Here is a 15,085-nt window from a genome sequence, read left to right as displayed (position 1 = left end):
TTTCCGCCGGAACGTAATTTCAGAGATCCGCAGGAAATGTTTGCTTTTACGCCCCGAATACGGGATATGGCGCAACTGACAGTTCATGATTCTGCCGGATTTGCAGTATAGGGATAAAATGAGCACTCTCCCCGGTTAGACGATGGCATTCCGTTTTACCGTTCTTCCTTCCGATATTATATATCGAAACGACTTCCTTTACCCTATCCGGCCCTTCGGGAGAATAGAGAAAATACAGATCGGACACTTCGAATAATATTTCGCATATCTCTTTCCCGCACATTCCTCTGACAGCACTGTCTTCGGATACCATTTATGGATTATAATCTCAATCCAAAATACCAAAATGTGGGGATTGCGAGGGGGGGGGAGATTGCTGTAAATTTGCAGTCGAATAAAAAAACACCTAATCTTATTTTCCGACCGTTTAACCTTTTCAAATATAATCGTTAAAATATGAAACATTTTACAATCAAACTAATGACGGTGGCCGCAACCCTGCTGGCCTTCGCCTCTTGCAGCAAGGATGATGACGGACCGTCAGGGAAGATCGACCTGAAAGTTCAGGCTGTTGCTCCGACTACGGAGGACAAGGTTTCGGACTATTCTCAGTTCACCGTAACCGTATCCTCGGAGCGTGACGGGAAGACCATGACGGAATCTCTGGATGCCTCCGGTTCCGCGACATTCAACCTCGATATCGGCAGTTACGGAATCGAGATCCGCGGCAAGGAGAACGGCAAGGAATATTTCGGTACGACGGGTATGGCGCAATACGGCCAGAGTACCACGGTAAGCGTCGACGTGGAGAACCTCTCGGTACACTATACGGGCAATATGGACGGCATCGTTCTTTCCGAGCTGTTCTATAACGGCGGCACCTACGGCGGCACGATGATGCACCCCGACCAGTATATCGTCATTGCGAACAATTCGGACCGTGAGATCAACGTCAGCGGACTGGCACTCGCACAGGCTTCGAATATGAATACGCTGCCATGCTCGGACCTGACCTCGCTTCTGCCGGATTACGTGGTGGCTGCCAATATTTACCAGATACCGGCCGGACAGAATTATACACTCGCACCGGGCGAAGTTTACGTCATCGCTTCGCAGGCGCAGAACCACACGGAAAGCTACACGCCCAATCCGGAGAAAGACACCGGCATTCCGGTCGACCTTTCGGGTGCCGATTTCGAACTCGCCGATAACGACGCAGCCATGTCCGGTTCGGCCGTGGACAATCCGAAAGTTCCCAACCTGACGAAAGTCGCCAACAGCATGCCGGGCGGCGTCACGGCATGGATGCATCCTTATGGTATCCGTCCGCTGTTCCTGTTCGACGCCAGCGGTATCGAGTGGAGTTCGTTCAAGAGCCAGAACGGGTTTACCTACAACGACCGTCCGAAAAAGGATGCCGCCATTCAGGAATATCAGGGTTACAAGGTTCCTACGAACCTGATCGTGGATGCCATCGAAACGACCTCTGCAACCACTCCTTACTGGGGTAATTACACTTCCAAGTCGCTGCCTGTGACCGTCGACAAAAGCTATGTCCAGGCTACGATCGAAGGCTGTCACCACAACACGTTCATGTACCGCGTGAAAGGTACCGACGGGAAGTTCCAGGATACCAACGATTCGAGCGTGGATGTGAAGATCGAACACCGCAGCGACTTCAAGGGTTACCCGGAAGGCTGGAGAAACGAATAATCACCGGAGAATGGATTTGTCAGGGCTCGTCCGGGAAACTCCCGGGGGTGCTCTGACAATTCTGTAATTCCGGTCCCAGATAACGGGGCAGGTCCGTATACGGAGACCGGAATGGAATGACGAGGGGATAAATGAAGAAACTGATATTCATAGCCTTTTTTATATCGGGTCTATGCTCCGCACTCTTCGCGCAGACGGATAAAGCCACTGTGGAGGGTGTCGTCCGGGACTCGGACGGCAAGCCGCTGAGTTTCGCCACGATGTTCATCGCCGAACTCGGAACGGGAGTCTCGACGGACCTCGAGGGAAAGTTTCGGTTTACGGGAACGAAGGGAACGGAATATACGTTGAATGTTTCGTACCTGAACCATGTCGACAAGGAGGTCAAGGTGAAGGCCGGTAGCCCGGAACCCTTGGTGATCGTACTCGAAGAACAATCGTACGAGCTCGCGGAGGTGGTCGTCATGGCGGATTATAAGAAAAACCAAGGCTCTACGGCCGTCATCAACCAACAGGCGTTGGAGCATATCCAGCCCACGTCGGTAGCCGACGTGCTGTCGTTGATCCCGGGCGGATTGTTCCGGGAGTCGAGTGCCACCGGTTTCAACCGCATATCGCTGCGTCAGTCGGGCAGCGACGACAATACGTCGCTGGGTATGGCAGTCGTCATGGACGGCATCCCTCAGGATAACGACGGCTTTCGGGCTTCTATCCCGGGGTTGTCTACCGACGAATACAGCGACCGGCTCGGCATGAACAGGGGCATCGATCTGAAAACGCTTTCGACCGACCATATCCGCAAAATAGAGATCGTCAAGGGCATTTCCTCGGCCAAACTGGGAAACCTCTCGTCGGGCGTCATTCAGACGACCTCGAAGATAGGCATTACTCCCGCACAGCTTCGCATGAAGGTCGATCCGCTTACCAAGCTGATCTATCTGGGCAAGGGGTTCCGCATTTCGCCGAAGATGGGTTATCTGCATACCGGAATCGACTATACTTCGGTTTACGACGACCGCCGCGACCCTATGAGCAAATACAGCCGCCTGACGGGCCAGGTCACCTATAACAATTCCGTCGATGTGGGGGACAAGACGCTATTCCTCTTTTTCAAACTGTCCGAGGTCTATACGCTGAACCAGGCTAAGGAGGACGAGCTGACGCAGGATTACAACGAGTCGTTCCGAAACAAGTATTCGAGGACCGGCGCTTCATTCAAGGCGCAAATGTACGATCTGGGGAAGATCGTCGATAATGTCGAGTTCATCGCTTCGGCGGACTATACCTACGACCTGATAGACCGCAATCGCCTCGTGCAGACCGGGACGCCGCTTCCGTCCCCGCTGGCGACAGAGGAGGGCGAATCGGAGGGCATATACCTTCCTTCTACCTATTACAGTCCCTTCCAGATCGAGAACAAGCCGTTGTCGCTGCTTACGCAACTGAATGCCGAATCTCTTTTCGAGACGCGTTCTTTCCGCCACAAGGTGATATACGGTCTTTCATGGAAGCGGACCAAGAACTATGGGGAGGGCGTTATGGTCGACATGACCCGGCCGCCCTATCCGGGGAACAACGAATACGTGCGTCCGGTGCCCAACCGAAGCATTCCCGCACTGTCGGTCGGCGCAGCCTATGCGGAAGAACAACTGAAGCATTCGAACCGCTGGTTCGATTTCGAGCTGAACGCCGGGGTCCGGTTTACGCAGATGTTCAATTTAGACACGAAATATACCGAATTGAGAAAGTTGCAGGTCGAACCCCGTATCAATGCGGCGTTGTCGTTCAATATCGATCTTGCCGGCGGCAAATCGTTACGCAATATGTTCCGCTTCGGGTTCGGACAGGAGAACAAGCTGCCTACGCTCGATTACATCTACCCGGACAGGGTCTACAAAGATATGATCGTGTTGAACGCTTATACCAAGCAGGACGATCCGTTCAACCATCTGATCACCTATACGAAAATCTACGATGTCACGAACAATAGCCTGCGTCCGAACCGGAATACAAAATACGAAGCGGGATGGGATGTGGAATACGAAGGCTACTCCCTGTCCCTGACTTTTTTCAAGGAGCACTCCGACCGGGGATTCGAAAGCGTCGCCGAGTATTCTCCCGTACGTTACACACGCTATGTCGATCCGATCGACGGACAGCCGATCGTCGGCCGCCGGCCGGAAAAGGAGGATTATGTGGCGGACCCGTATGCCACGTTCGTGGATATGGACATCGTACGCAACAGCATGAAGGTCGAGAAAAAAGGTCTGGAGTACCTGCTGCGCTTCCCGAAAATCATCCCTCTGTCCACGACGGTGGAGATCAACGGCGCATATTATGATACGCGTTACTCTTCGGGCGCTCCGTTGCAGTACCATCCTGCCTTCAGGGACGACGACCGTCCGCAACCGTACGTGGGAATTTACCGGCGTCAGGATATCACCCGCCAGCGGATTTTCAATACGAACCTTTGGTTCAACACGAATATTCCGCGCTATAAAATGATTTTCACTACCTTCTTCCAGTTCATCTGGCTGAATGAAGAGATGCGTATCAAGGGAGATGAATACCCTTCCGCCTATTTCGATACGGACGGTCGGATGCATACCGTGGACGACCGGATACTGCAGTCGATTAAGGACGGACATACGGTGTGGCGGCACTATCATATCTATAAGGAGGATTTCAGCGAAACGCTGCCCGTATCGCTGACGGTTAATTTCAAGGTGACCAAAGAGTTCAGCCGGATGATACGCGCCTCGTTTTTCGTGAACAATATTCTGGACATCAATCCCCTGTATAAGAACCGCTACAACCAGAACGTGCGCGTATGGCAGAAATCGTTCTTCGGGGCCGAGATGACATTCAGTTTTTAATATACACTGAGGATGCCTTTAAGACACACATATTTCACACCGGGAATCGTCGCTGCGCTCCTATGCAGCCTGTGTAGCGTTCCTTCCGTCAGGGGGCAGGAGAGGCTGACCTCGACGGCGTCGAATTCCCCGTTGCAGACCGAGTTCGAGAACCGTTCGTTGCGGCCCGGGACGGACATGCGGGACGCTTATCTGAGAAATCCGGCCCTGATACACCGCATGGTCGGCGAGCGGCGCTACTTTTCGGCCGAAAATCCCGGGTTCGTCAGAGAGAAGCCCGGTACGATCTTCATCGCTGCGGACGGGGCTTCCGGACGACAGGAAGGGGATTATCTGCCTTACGAGGGGCAGGAGTTCCGCGATTTTTCTGTCCGGGCGGACGGATACAAGCAGGGCGACCGGGCGACGTTCTTCGCCCGGATCGGATTTACGGCAGGAGGAAACGACAACGTCGGTTGGAGCGCACTGCGCAATCCCGGACTGTACTGGCCTTACATTGTTGCCGATTCGACGGGCGGCGACTTCCGTTATGAAAAGTACGATCTGATGTGCGGGTACTCGTTCCGGCTCGGGCGGTTCGATCTGGGCATGTCGGGGGAATATACGGGCGATTTCGCATTCCGCCAGAACGATCCCCGTATAGAGGATATCTCCACGTGGCTTACGTTCAAGGCCGGTGCCGCCTATGCATTCCGCCGCCATGTCATAGCCCTGAACGCGGAATTCATGCACCATCGCCAGCATGCGGATGTCAAACACTTCCGGACCGGACAGTTCGCCGGTTTCTTCATCGAATACGGGTTCGGTATGTTCGACTACATTTTCAGCCCGATTTTCAATTCCATGGAACAACGGCAGCATATCAACGCTTACGGCGTGAATCTGACGTTCAATTCCGACCCTTCGCGGGCGTTGCGCCTGAATCTGTTGCTGGGATACGGCCGTGAAACGATGAAGACGGAAGAGAACAATTATAAGGTGAATCTCTACCGGGCTCCGGCCAATACTTTCGATGCCGATCTGGGCATATTGTGGAATGACCGTCGGTGGGGAGCGGAATTTTTGGTGAAGGCCGCTTATGAGGATAAAAAGGGAACGGAAAATATCTTCGAACGTTATATTTCGTCGTCTCAGGACGGTGTGGACGTGTACGATTTCCGCAAGATCGGAGAACAGAACCGCTATGGGATGAAGCGTCTGGACGGAAGTGCGGAACTCAAGGTTTCCCGTTTTCTGGGACGGCACTATACCGTGTCGCTGCTCGGAGGCGTCGGCTATATGATGCGCGAGGAGACCTACAAGGACCACGATTACCTGATCCGCAACGTGTTGCTGACCCCCTCCCTCGGAATCGGAGCCCGGTATTCCGGGGAGAAGTTCGATGTGGAGTTGCGCGGTTGCTGGAGCCACCGGACAGTTCCCGAGAGCCGCTATGAGGTCGGAGTCGACCTGGAAAAAAACACGGAATTCCAGCATGCGTTCACGACTTATGCCTACTATGCCAATACGGCGGAGCTGTATACGGCGGAACTGACCGTGGCAAGGCATTTCCGGTTCGGAACGTTCGGTCTGCGGGGGCAGATGCTTTGCGGACGGGGCAACCGTATTCCGGAGGCCGTCTACGATCTTTCCCGCTACGAGCAGGCCGTACCATCGACGTCGCAGCATACGATCAGCCGGACGCCGGACCGGCACGACTCGGTCTGGTTCCGGGTGTCGCTGTTCACCGTTTTTTAACAGAAAACAATCAAATTCAATTCATACACATAAACACGGAAGAAATGGAAATAAAAGTATTGGGAGGAGGATGCTCTTCATGCAGCCAGATGTACGACAACGCCCGGATCGCAGTCGACGAACTGGGGTTGGATCTGGAGGTGGAGTTCATTCACGACATCACGAAGGCATTGCAGTACGAGGTGCTGCAGATGCCGGCGCTCATCATCGACGAAAAGGCCGTATCCTTCGGCCGCGACCTGTCGGTGGACGAAATCAAGGAAATATTGAAAAAGTATCGATAACCAATTAAAAGAAGACGAAAAATGAAAACCGTAAAAATCATGCTGCCTCTTCTGGCAGCCCTCATGTTCGGCAACGGAGTTGTCCGGGCTCAAAACGAGGCGAAGCACGACAAACCGGCCGTAGAGGTCGTCGTGTTCCATGGAGTGAAACAGTGCCAGACCTGTCAGGCTATCAAGAAAAATTCGCAGGAGGTGGCGGAGGAACTTGCCGCCGACGGGAAGAACGTCTCTTACCGGGTCGTGGATTTTTCGAAACCCGAAGGCAAGGACGAAGCCAAGAAATATGAGATAGCCTGGACTTCGCTGTTGCTGATCCGTCACGATGCCGGTGATAAGGAAACGGTCCGTAACATTTCCAAGTTCGCCATCGAAAATGCACGGACGAATACCGAAAAGTTCCGCAAGCAGTTGGCCGAAGATATCGGGAAGCTGTTGAAAGAATAAGCCCGTGCGATGGAGCAATTCGTAAATTCTTTACTCGATAATTGCAATCTGCCGGTTCTCACGGCGTTCCTGCTGGGTATACTGACATCGGTGAGTCCCTGTACTTTCACGACCAACGTCATGGTCCTCGGATACATCGGCCGGGATATGAGCGGCGGCAGGCGTGTGTTCGCAAACGGACTGTTCTATACTCTGGGGCGCATCGTATCCTATACGGTGCTGGGACTGATCTGTATTCCCGTTTTGAAGAAAGGGGCCAGCACGTTTTTTGTTCAGAGCCTCGTCAGCGACTATGGCGGGTACATTCTCGCTCCGACGCTGATCGTCTATGGGGTATTCCTGCTGCTGGGCAGTAAGTTCCCTTTCGGCAAGTTCGGTTTCCGAGCTTCGGAGAGCAGCAAGCGTCTGCGGGGCAGTTTCGGAGCGTTCGTGCTGGGGCTGCTGTTCGCGCTGGCCTTTTGTCCCATCAGCGGCGTATTTTATTTCGGTATGCTGTTGCCGATGGCGGCGCTGGAGCCGGGAGGCTACCTCTATCCGGTTGTATTCGCCGTGGCCTCGGGAATTCTGGTGGTGCTCATCGCCTGGATCGTAGCCTTCGGCATGTCGAGCCTGGGGCGATTCTACAACCGGGTAAACCAGTTCCAGAAATGGTTGAACCTGATCGTTGCGGTCGCGTTCATTTTGGCAGGGATTTATTATTTTGTGATTTATTACATTTAATGTATCGAGATGAAAAAATTGGAATTGATGAAAGGGCCGTTTTCGCCCAAAGAAAAAATCGAGTATGCCGAAGGCAGTATCGTAAGTCAAGAGTTCATCCATAACCGGGCGGGTAACCTCACGCTTTTCTCGTTCGACGAGGGACAGCAACTGAGCGAGCATACCGCGCCTTTCGACGCCGTATGTCAGATACTGGACGGGGAGGCGGAAATTCACATCGCAGAGGACGTTTATCGTCTTACGGAGGGTCAGATGCTCATCATGCCGGCAAACGTACCCCATTCGGTACATGCCGTGAAGGCATTCAAGATGCTGCTTATTATGATCAAGGGATAAACCTTTATTCCTGCGCCCTTTTTCTGTCCCTGCAGAACAGGAAAAGGGCGTATTTATTCAGACAGCAAAATAACAGCCGGGACTACTCCGTCCCGCAATCGACAGATGAAAATATATTTCAATTCCGGAAGGACCGAGACTCTCGAGAAGAAACGCCTTGAATCCCTGCTCTGAAATAGGTTAAAATTCATTGCTTTATTCTTATACAATTTGATTTCAAGTTGACGGAAGAAGATAGAAAAGTAATCCACAGCCTGAATAGCGGCAAGTTGAAAGTGGTCCACAACACCCCTATACAGGCAAAATTCTTCTGGGATTACGACAAAAATCTCAAACCGGGCAACTGATATCCTGCTTAAAGAATCCGGAATACAACATCTACTAAAAAAGAGAGTATCGACATCGATACTCTCTTTTTTATCCGCTTACGGATGAATCTCCGTTTTTTCCAATTTGTCGAAGAACAGTTCTACCTTCGAGTGCCGGTTGGCTTCCGTAGGAACGTAATCGGAAATGCCGCCTTCACCGGTCTTGGTGATCCTGTCGGACGGTAATCCCCGCTTGTTCAGCTCCGAGGCTATATAGTCTGCTCTCGAAACACTCAGGGCGTCGTTGATACCGACTGTTCCGGTCGCACTGTCGGCCGCTCCCGTAACCTTCACCGTCAGACCGTATTTCGTTGCAACTCGTACCAGTTCGTCGAGATTGACCAACTGGGAGGGGTCTGTCAAACGGGCCGTATTGAGGCTGAAAAAGAAATAGACGGGAGCGCCGATACATTCGCCGCCGGCCGGCCGGAAAGCGACGGAATCCGCAGTAAGGGAGTCGCGGCGGGCATTACACCCGTACCGGGAATTCGCACTACCGGCCTCCACACGCACGGAAACCGACCCGCCGCCGGGCCGAACCTCCGTCGTATCGAGGGGCGACGTTCCGTCCCACTGCCGGTTCTTCAGCCGCGCACGCAGCGAGTTCAGCCCGCTGTAATTGTTCACAGGGTAATCTTTGCCGACCTCGCCGTCCTCTTGCAGGATATGCCCGTAAGCGTCGAGCAGGCCCTCGATCTCCAGTATCTTCTTCAGCTCGGCCAGCGTCCGCCGGTCGCAGTCGTGCCGGCCCGCATAGCGTCGGTTCTCCTCCGACAGGAAATCCACATACTCCGCAAGCCGTTCGCTGCGGCGGATATAGGGTGCAGCGTCCACGGCCCGCTTCCAGCCGGTCTTGCCGATATGGAACGTGAATCCGGCGGTCAGCGACAGCATGTGGTCGCCCAAACGATTGGCGCGGCCGTAGCCGTCGAAGTCCTGAAAGGTGGTCGTGCCGGAGAGTTCCGCGACGGCGCTTACCCTTCGGGAGATGCGGTACTGCCCCTGTACGCCGTAGGAGACCGCAAACGGGTTGTGCCCGTTCGTAGCATGATGCAGCAGGCCGATGCCCGCAAAGGGAACGAGCCCCCAGCGCACCTGCTCCTGCCGGGCATACCCGCGGCCGAGAACATTCCACAGCAGATCCGCATGGACATAGTGGTACCTCTGTGTGGACAACCGGGCGTCCTTGAAGCGCGATCCGCTGTAATTGATCCGTGCGCCGACCGAGGGCGTGAACCACTTGCCGACGGCGAGGCTGTACGATGTTTCGATGCGTCCGAACAGGTCCTCGCAGCCGAGCAGCGTACCGAGAAAGGCGGTCGAGCCTCCGGCGATACCGACAAACCAGTTGCCGCTTCCGCGCATCGGAAGAATCACGCCGTCGAGATGGGTGGGCTGCACCGGCTGGAGCAGCTCTGCGGCATCGGTGAAGGATGTGTACCGTACAGTGTCAGCCTGTGCGGGCCGGACACTCGCGCGGGCCTGCAACGAGCAGAGCGCCGCGAAGATAAAGATGATGCGTTTTGTCATTATCCAATCGTTTTACCTGTTATACTTTCATTCGTTGCGGGAGATGATGCCGTTTATCGCTTGGGCTTTTTGCCGATGGCCGGGCGCATCATGCGGCTGGCCATCCTCATGCAGCGGAGTGCCCATGCGCGGTTGTCCTCGTCTTCGTCGCGCCCCCACTTAAGGTCGCTTCCGCCACTTCCGCCGCCGTGCGTTTCGGCAAATGTAGTGGCATCGTCGACCATCCCGAGGAAGAGCATCGTCGCGCAGTGCATGACCTCCGCGCCCTGTTCCGCGATTGCCTGTACGAGCGTGTCGTCGAACAGTTGCCGCTGCGGAGCGTCCAGCCGTGCCGACAGGTTCCGGTATTCGCCGACCAGACCTTCCAGCAGGGCGTCTTTGAGCAGCGTGTCCACTTTGGAGTGGACATCTCGCGAGTACCGGTAGGCTTCCGCCCGGAGCTCCTCCGTGCGTTGCTGGACGGCATCCATGTTCTCTTTGAGGTCGGCGAGTTGCCGGTCGGCTGCCTGTAGTTTACCCTGCTTGTCGGCCAGTTGTCTGTCGATACCTTGCAGCTCCTTTTGCAACGACTCGATCAGCATCTCCAGCTCCGCCGCATCGTCGCTGTTGGCTGCCAGATCGCGTTCGGCTGCCGATAGCTGCGCCTGCTTTTCAGCCTTCGACTTTTCGAGGTTATCGACCATCGTGGTAAGTCCCTTGACCCGGCGCTCTGCCAGCCGGATGTCCGACTGGATGGAGAAAAGCACCTTTCGATGGCGATCGATATTCTCCTCAAAGGTCGTACACTCCTCCGAAAGCATACGGCGGTACTCCTCGGTCGTGAGATGCCGGGCGCCCGTTTCGGAAACGCTCCGTCCCCGCGACATCCCCCACTTCGTATTGACTTCGGTGAAAAAATCTGTATGAAGCTGTTTCATCCGCTGGCTGAACTCGTACTTGTCCTTTCCGGCGAATATCTCCTTGTATGCAAAGCGGCCGTCTTTGATCGGCAGCAGCGTACAGTGTACATGCGGGTTTATTTCATCGAGGTGTACAATGAAGGCGGCGATGTTCTGCTCGCCGTATCTGCCGCTGACAAACGCATAGACATCCTTCGCCCAGCGTTCGATGTCGCGCTTCCGCTCGACGTCGGAATTGTCCGCCCCCTTATCGAAATTTACCTTCTGCGAACCGAACGCCAGTTCGCGCATGCGGTCCCGGGAACCGCCGAAGATGATATTGACCACCGTGCGGTATTTCGGTTCGTCCAGCCCCTCGTTGGGGTCCTTGATCCCGCGCCGGTCCAATATTTCAGCCATCCGTTCAGGAATACTGCGGCTTTTGTCGACGGGACGGACCTTGCCGGACACGATCTCGAAGTTCAGATGTTCCCGGCTGGGGTCGTAATTGCCCTTTTCGAGCGCCTGTTCCCATCCCTTCTCCGTCCAACGGCGCTGATGTTCGTTGCTCTGCGATGTCGTGATGCCTTTCGATACCCGGACATCGAGTACCTGTTTTGCTTTTGCCATACTTTTTCGCGTTGATTCGGACAATCCGCCGTGTCCCAGCTTGCTGCTTGTCCGGACACCGCTCCCGCCGGCGTCAGCCGGTAGGGGTATTGAGCTACCCCACCCTTCGTTTGGTGGCAGGCGGGCAAGCCCGCGTGCCCGCTACAACCGGCAGAATGCCTGGCCGGAACAGGGGCGGATTGTCGGGGTTATACAAACTCCGTTTCCGGCCTTCGGGTCAATCCGCCTCCTCCAGTACGTGTGCCGCAAGCGCCAGAAAGGACTTGCGGAACGATTTGAGGCCCTCTTGCGTTGCGTCCGGCTCTGTGGTCGTCCCGTCCGCTTCGGCATCGAGAATGAGCCCCGCAAGCACCTTGGAGGTCTCGATGAGCGACGACCACTCCCCGCCGAGATCGAGACGGAAGAAATCCATGAACTCCAGACGATCGTCGAACCTCGACCGGCGCAGCACGCGCTGCATGGCAGCCAGGGCGATACACCCCATAGCCGTCGCATGGATTCCGACCGCCAGCGGATCGTCGTCTTTCGACGCCTTATCCGGATCGACGCGGACGCCGGATGCGGTCATCGCGCTACGGACGAGCTGTCCGCACGCCGAGCCGGTCGCGGAGGAGTCCGCATAGCCGACCACCCAATCGGACAGTACCTCCCGCAGTTGCGCGGCAAGGCCGGATACGGACTGTACATCGTCCGCCGGAGCAGGCTGTCCGGACTGCACGGCCATGGTAATGACCACGCTCTTGGGAAGACGGATGCGCGTCAGCAGACCAAACGACTCCAGCGTGTCCAGAAAGGAACGGACGGTAGCGCGGTGCCAGCGCCACTCCACAGCCAGGTCGGAAACGGTAACATGGCACTGGCAGGGCCGGAGTTCATAATCCTGGCGCCTCAAATACGAAGAGACGAATCCTGCCATCGCCTTGTCCAACAGGTCGCAGTAGGCTTCCGTTCTCGTCTTTCGTTCGCCGACTTTTTCCTTGAGGTAGTCGAAAACCTCCATTTGTGCCAGCACCGTGGCCGGCATTCTTTTCTTGTTTTCCATATTCGTCGATATTATTGATGATAATCGTGTGCGGATATGTCGGAGCTGCCGCCGTCCGCATCATGCGGCAACCCTGCGCGATGATCGTAGCGATGGGGCACGGCAGATGTTGCGGGAGGCTCCGCCCGTCCGGGCTCCACCTCCTTGCCGTCGCATTCGGACATGGCCCGAGCGGAGGGATAGAACAGAGCTGCCAAAAGGCAGTAGGCGGCAGTAACGGCCACGGGGTACAGACCGGGCACGAAGCCGATAGCCACGGCCGCGAGCGCGAGCTCGGCAAAGGCCCGCGGCCGGCCGGACAAACCGCGCAGCCACCGGTCCGTCCGCCGGGAGGAGAACAATGCGGCACACGCTCCGGTAGAGAGCAGGACGCCGAAGCCGCTGGGGTGTCCGTTCGTATAGGCATAGTGGTACAGGAGCAGCAGGACGAGCAAGAGCTGCGCGTAGAATTTACGGGCCTTGGCGTCGCGTGCCCGGGCGTCGCCCTCTCCTGCCGGAAAGCGGCGCTTCCTGCTATACAATGCCGCTGTAAGCACAAAAGGCAGTGCGGCAAAGGCGAGGTGTACGGCAATCCACATCATAGGTAGTAGGGTTTTTCACGCACGGGAACGGGCGGTATCACGAGTTCCAGGCGGACAATACCGTAGGTCGCCAAGCGGATAATGGCCTCGGCATCCGCGGGGGAAAGGTACATGGCCGCCTTCTTGATGCGCTGCCGGAACGAAGCGTCCTGCTTGCGGTGGGTGGCCAGCGCCCTGTCCAGTTCGTGTTCGGGGATCTCCCAGGTCGTACCCTCGGCGTACTGACCGTTCGCTTTGAACGCCCGGAGCACCAGCGTGCGGGAAACGACGTAATCGGTACGGTCGCTTCTTGAAATGATATGCTCCTTGTAGAGGTTATCGTCGGCAACCTTTATCCATGTTCGGTACATGTTGATCCAGTAGACCATCTGTCGGTACAACGTGTTTCGCATGGCTCGGTCGTTTACAGGAAATCCATCAGTACTTCCTCCTTGATCTTCTTGTACTTGAACGTGCCGCTGCGGGCATGGAGTTCGAGGTCGAGGCACAGATCGCCGTACATCAGCTCCAGCGAATCGTAAACGGTGGCGACGACGACATGCACCTTGCCGTCCTCTTCCGTCCGGGCGTTCATCTTGAACATCTGTCCGAAGGCGGGATTGGAATAGGCGCACGTACTATAGCCGAACTCGCCGACACGCATGGGGATATGGTGGTAGAGCGTGATGAGCTCCATGTCATCCTCGAACATATCCATGACCTCCTCCAGGTCGTAAGAGTCCCGGAGCGGGAAGGTAAGCAGCACGTAATCGCCGTAGAACTGCGGCTTTTCCATCGTCGTCACGTCGATCAACTGCGGCAGTTGCAGCGGAACGAGCGCCATGAAGTCGTTATAAAAGTGTCGTAGCATATTCATTGCGAATGAGGTTTACAGCGTGTGAATAAATGCCTCCATGAGCATTCCGGGCAATTCGTCTTGTCGGTCGCCCGTCGATTGCAGAATTGAGCCCAACGCCTCGAACGCGGCCGAGGTCTGCGCGGCGATCTCGTCGAGGCGCTCGCGCTCTTGCGGAGAGAGCAGCGCGAGGCAAAGGCCGTCCATGGAAGCATAGGGCTGGAGGAGCATCCAGATGTAGGCACACGCCTGCTGCGGCGTTTTGACCCGCCGGTTCCGGATGTCGTCGATGCAGGTATGGGCGTTCTGTATCAGCCGGCGGCCCGTGCGCATCGCCAGAAAGAGCATGGCATCCCGCCAGGCGATCTCGCCGCGCCCGGCGGCGAGGAAGACCTGCGAGCAGCAGCGTTCGGTATCGCATGCGATGTCGGCCACGTCCGAGCTTCCGAGCTCGTGCAGATGCGTGAGGAAGCCCCGAAAGACGGCATCTTCTCTTGCGATGTAGGCGGTCAGGTCATCGCGGCTGTGGATGCCGTCGCGGATGCTTTCGGCGAGCAGCGCCCGGTAGGTCGAAAGCACCTGTCGCCTGTCGTCACGACAGGCCGGATGGCCGTCCAGAGAGGCGAAAAACGGGCGAACCGTTTCGGCCGCGCGGCGCAGCTCCTCGTCCGCGGCGTAGGGCGAGAGCCGCTCCTTGAGCATGAGCAGCTCCCCGTAAGTGCGTGGCCCCGACAAGGCCAGACGGGAGAACTCGATGCGGAGCGAATCGTGTATCCCCTCGCACACCTTACAGGCATCGGAACCAGGCAGGCCGAGCGTGTCCCGTCGCAGGCGTGCAAAAACGGAATCCTTTACGGTCTGCCACCGTTTAAGGTGTCCCGCCAGTTTTTTGGCCGTCAGGTGGTCCAAGCGCCGTATTTCGGACAGGTACCCGCGGTAGGTGTCGGCAGGATCGTCCGAGCCCACGGACGACGGTTTGCCGTTTCCGCTCCCGCACGAAGAGAACAGGAACAAGACGGTCGAACAGACGGTCAATACGGCTAAAAGCGCCGGACATCTTGAATATGATTTTCTATTTTTCATATCCCAAATTCATATCATTAGCCGCAAA

Annotated in this window: 14 protein-coding genes; 7 read left to right on the top strand and 7 right to left on the bottom strand. The window is 55.9% G+C overall.

The window, feature by feature from the left end; translation table 11 throughout:
* Positions 1–456 precede the first annotated feature (456 nt).
* The 7 genes from NQ492_RS05420 to NQ492_RS05390 all read left to right on the top strand — a co-directional run bounded on the left by NQ492_RS05420 (position 457) and on the right by NQ492_RS05390 (position 8,110).
* On the top strand, positions 457–1,713 hold the full coding sequence (locus NQ492_RS05420) for a DUF4876 domain-containing protein (RefSeq protein ID WP_004328564.1): 1,257 nt from the start codon (positions 457–459) through the stop codon (positions 1,711–1,713).
* Positions 1,714–1,844: 131 nt separating this feature from the next.
* Positions 1,845–4,589, top strand: a complete 2,745-nt coding sequence (locus NQ492_RS05415; protein WP_015546416.1) for a TonB-dependent receptor — start codon at positions 1,845–1,847, stop codon at positions 4,587–4,589.
* Positions 4,590–4,601: 12 nt separating this feature from the next.
* Positions 4,602–6,326, top strand: a complete 1,725-nt coding sequence (locus NQ492_RS05410) for a DUF6850 family outer membrane beta-barrel protein (RefSeq protein WP_004328562.1) — start codon at positions 4,602–4,604, stop codon at positions 6,324–6,326.
* Positions 6,327–6,370: 44 nt separating this feature from the next.
* Positions 6,371–6,610 (top strand): MTH895/ArsE family thioredoxin-like protein, encoded by a 240-nt coding sequence (locus tag NQ492_RS05405; protein WP_081443362.1) that lies wholly within the window; start codon positions 6,371–6,373, stop codon positions 6,608–6,610.
* A gap of 21 nt (positions 6,611–6,631) precedes the next feature.
* On the top strand, positions 6,632–7,054 hold the full coding sequence (locus NQ492_RS05400; protein ID WP_004328560.1) for a nitrophenyl compound nitroreductase subunit ArsF family protein: 423 nt from the start codon (positions 6,632–6,634) through the stop codon (positions 7,052–7,054).
* 9 nt (positions 7,055–7,063) lie between these two features.
* Complete coding sequence (locus NQ492_RS05395; protein WP_004328559.1) at positions 7,064–7,774, top strand: aromatic aminobenezylarsenical efflux permease ArsG family transporter; 711 nt, start codon at positions 7,064–7,066, stop codon at positions 7,772–7,774.
* A gap of 9 nt (positions 7,775–7,783) precedes the next feature.
* A complete protein-coding gene (locus NQ492_RS05390; RefSeq protein WP_004328558.1) occupies positions 7,784–8,110 on the top strand; it encodes a cupin domain-containing protein in 327 nt (108 codons plus the stop codon).
* A gap of 425 nt (positions 8,111–8,535) precedes the next feature.
* Here the strand turns inward: NQ492_RS05390 and NQ492_RS05385 are convergent, their stop codons facing one another.
* The 7 genes from NQ492_RS05385 to NQ492_RS05355 form a co-directional block, all read right to left on the bottom strand.
* Positions 8,536–10,008: an OmpA family protein gene (locus NQ492_RS05385; protein WP_015546419.1), complete on the bottom strand. Its 1,473-nt coding sequence runs from the start codon at positions 10,006–10,008 to the stop codon at positions 8,536–8,538.
* Positions 10,009–10,061: 53 nt separating this feature from the next.
* Positions 10,062–11,516 (bottom strand): MobV family relaxase, encoded by a 1,455-nt coding sequence (gene mobV, locus NQ492_RS05380; RefSeq protein ID WP_015546420.1) that lies wholly within the window; start codon positions 11,514–11,516, stop codon positions 10,062–10,064.
* A 217-nt stretch (positions 11,517–11,733) separates the two neighbouring features.
* A complete protein-coding gene (locus tag NQ492_RS05375; RefSeq protein ID WP_015546421.1) occupies positions 11,734–12,558 on the bottom strand; it encodes a hypothetical protein in 825 nt (274 codons plus the stop codon).
* An 11-nt stretch (positions 12,559–12,569) separates the two neighbouring features.
* Positions 12,570–13,136, bottom strand: a complete 567-nt coding sequence (locus NQ492_RS05370; RefSeq protein WP_015546422.1) for a hypothetical protein — start codon at positions 13,134–13,136, stop codon at positions 12,570–12,572.
* Positions 13,136–13,531, bottom strand: a complete 396-nt coding sequence (locus NQ492_RS05365; protein WP_083810179.1) for a hypothetical protein — start codon at positions 13,529–13,531, stop codon at positions 13,136–13,138. The genes NQ492_RS05370 and NQ492_RS05365 overlap by 1 nt, the downstream gene beginning before the upstream one ends.
* An 11-nt stretch (positions 13,532–13,542) precedes the next feature.
* A complete protein-coding gene (locus tag NQ492_RS05360) occupies positions 13,543–13,995 on the bottom strand; it encodes a hypothetical protein (RefSeq protein WP_083810180.1) in 453 nt (150 codons plus the stop codon).
* Between the two features lie 12 nt (positions 13,996–14,007).
* Positions 14,008–15,057 (bottom strand): hypothetical protein, encoded by a 1,050-nt coding sequence (locus NQ492_RS05355; protein ID WP_044054079.1) that lies wholly within the window; start codon positions 15,055–15,057, stop codon positions 14,008–14,010.
* Positions 15,058–15,085 lie beyond the last annotated feature (28 nt).

This window comes from Alistipes shahii WAL 8301 (genome assembly GCF_025145845.1).
GTDB lineage: Bacteria > Bacteroidota > Bacteroidia > Bacteroidales > Rikenellaceae > Alistipes > Alistipes shahii.
This window is presented reverse-complemented; position numbering and strand designations above follow the sequence as displayed.

Bases quoted from the DNA above. Each gene is read 5' to 3' on its own strand.
- NQ492_RS05420 (WP_004328564.1), top strand. From the start codon at position 457: ATGAAACATTTTACAATCAAACTAATGACGGTGGCCGCAACCCTGCTG.
- NQ492_RS05415 (WP_015546416.1), top strand. From the start codon at position 1,845: ATGAAGAAACTGATATTCATAGCCTTTTTTATATCGGGTCTATGCTCC.
- NQ492_RS05410 (WP_004328562.1), top strand. From the start codon at position 4,602: ATGCCTTTAAGACACACATATTTCACACCGGGAATCGTCGCTGCGCTC.
- NQ492_RS05405 (WP_081443362.1), top strand. From the start codon at position 6,371: ATGGAAATAAAAGTATTGGGAGGAGGATGCTCTTCATGCAGCCAGATG.
- NQ492_RS05400 (WP_004328560.1), top strand. From the start codon at position 6,632: ATGAAAACCGTAAAAATCATGCTGCCTCTTCTGGCAGCCCTCATGTTC.
- NQ492_RS05395 (WP_004328559.1), top strand. From the start codon at position 7,064: ATGGAGCAATTCGTAAATTCTTTACTCGATAATTGCAATCTGCCGGTT.
- NQ492_RS05390 (WP_004328558.1), top strand. From the start codon at position 7,784: ATGAAAAAATTGGAATTGATGAAAGGGCCGTTTTCGCCCAAAGAAAAA.
- NQ492_RS05385 (WP_015546419.1), bottom strand. From the start codon at position 10,008: ATGACAAAACGCATCATCTTTATCTTCGCGGCGCTCTGCTCGTTGCAG.
- mobV (WP_015546420.1), bottom strand. From the start codon at position 11,516: ATGGCAAAAGCAAAACAGGTACTCGATGTCCGGGTATCGAAAGGCATC.
- NQ492_RS05375 (WP_015546421.1), bottom strand. From the start codon at position 12,558: ATGGAAAACAAGAAAAGAATGCCGGCCACGGTGCTGGCACAAATGGAG.
- NQ492_RS05370 (WP_015546422.1), bottom strand. From the start codon at position 13,136: ATGTGGATTGCCGTACACCTCGCCTTTGCCGCACTGCCTTTTGTGCTT.
- NQ492_RS05365 (WP_083810179.1), bottom strand. From the start codon at position 13,531: ATGCGAAACACGTTGTACCGACAGATGGTCTACTGGATCAACATGTAC.
- NQ492_RS05360 (WP_083810180.1), bottom strand. From the start codon at position 13,995: ATGAATATGCTACGACACTTTTATAACGACTTCATGGCGCTCGTTCCG.
- NQ492_RS05355 (WP_044054079.1), bottom strand. From the start codon at position 15,057: ATGAAAAATAGAAAATCATATTCAAGATGTCCGGCGCTTTTAGCCGTA.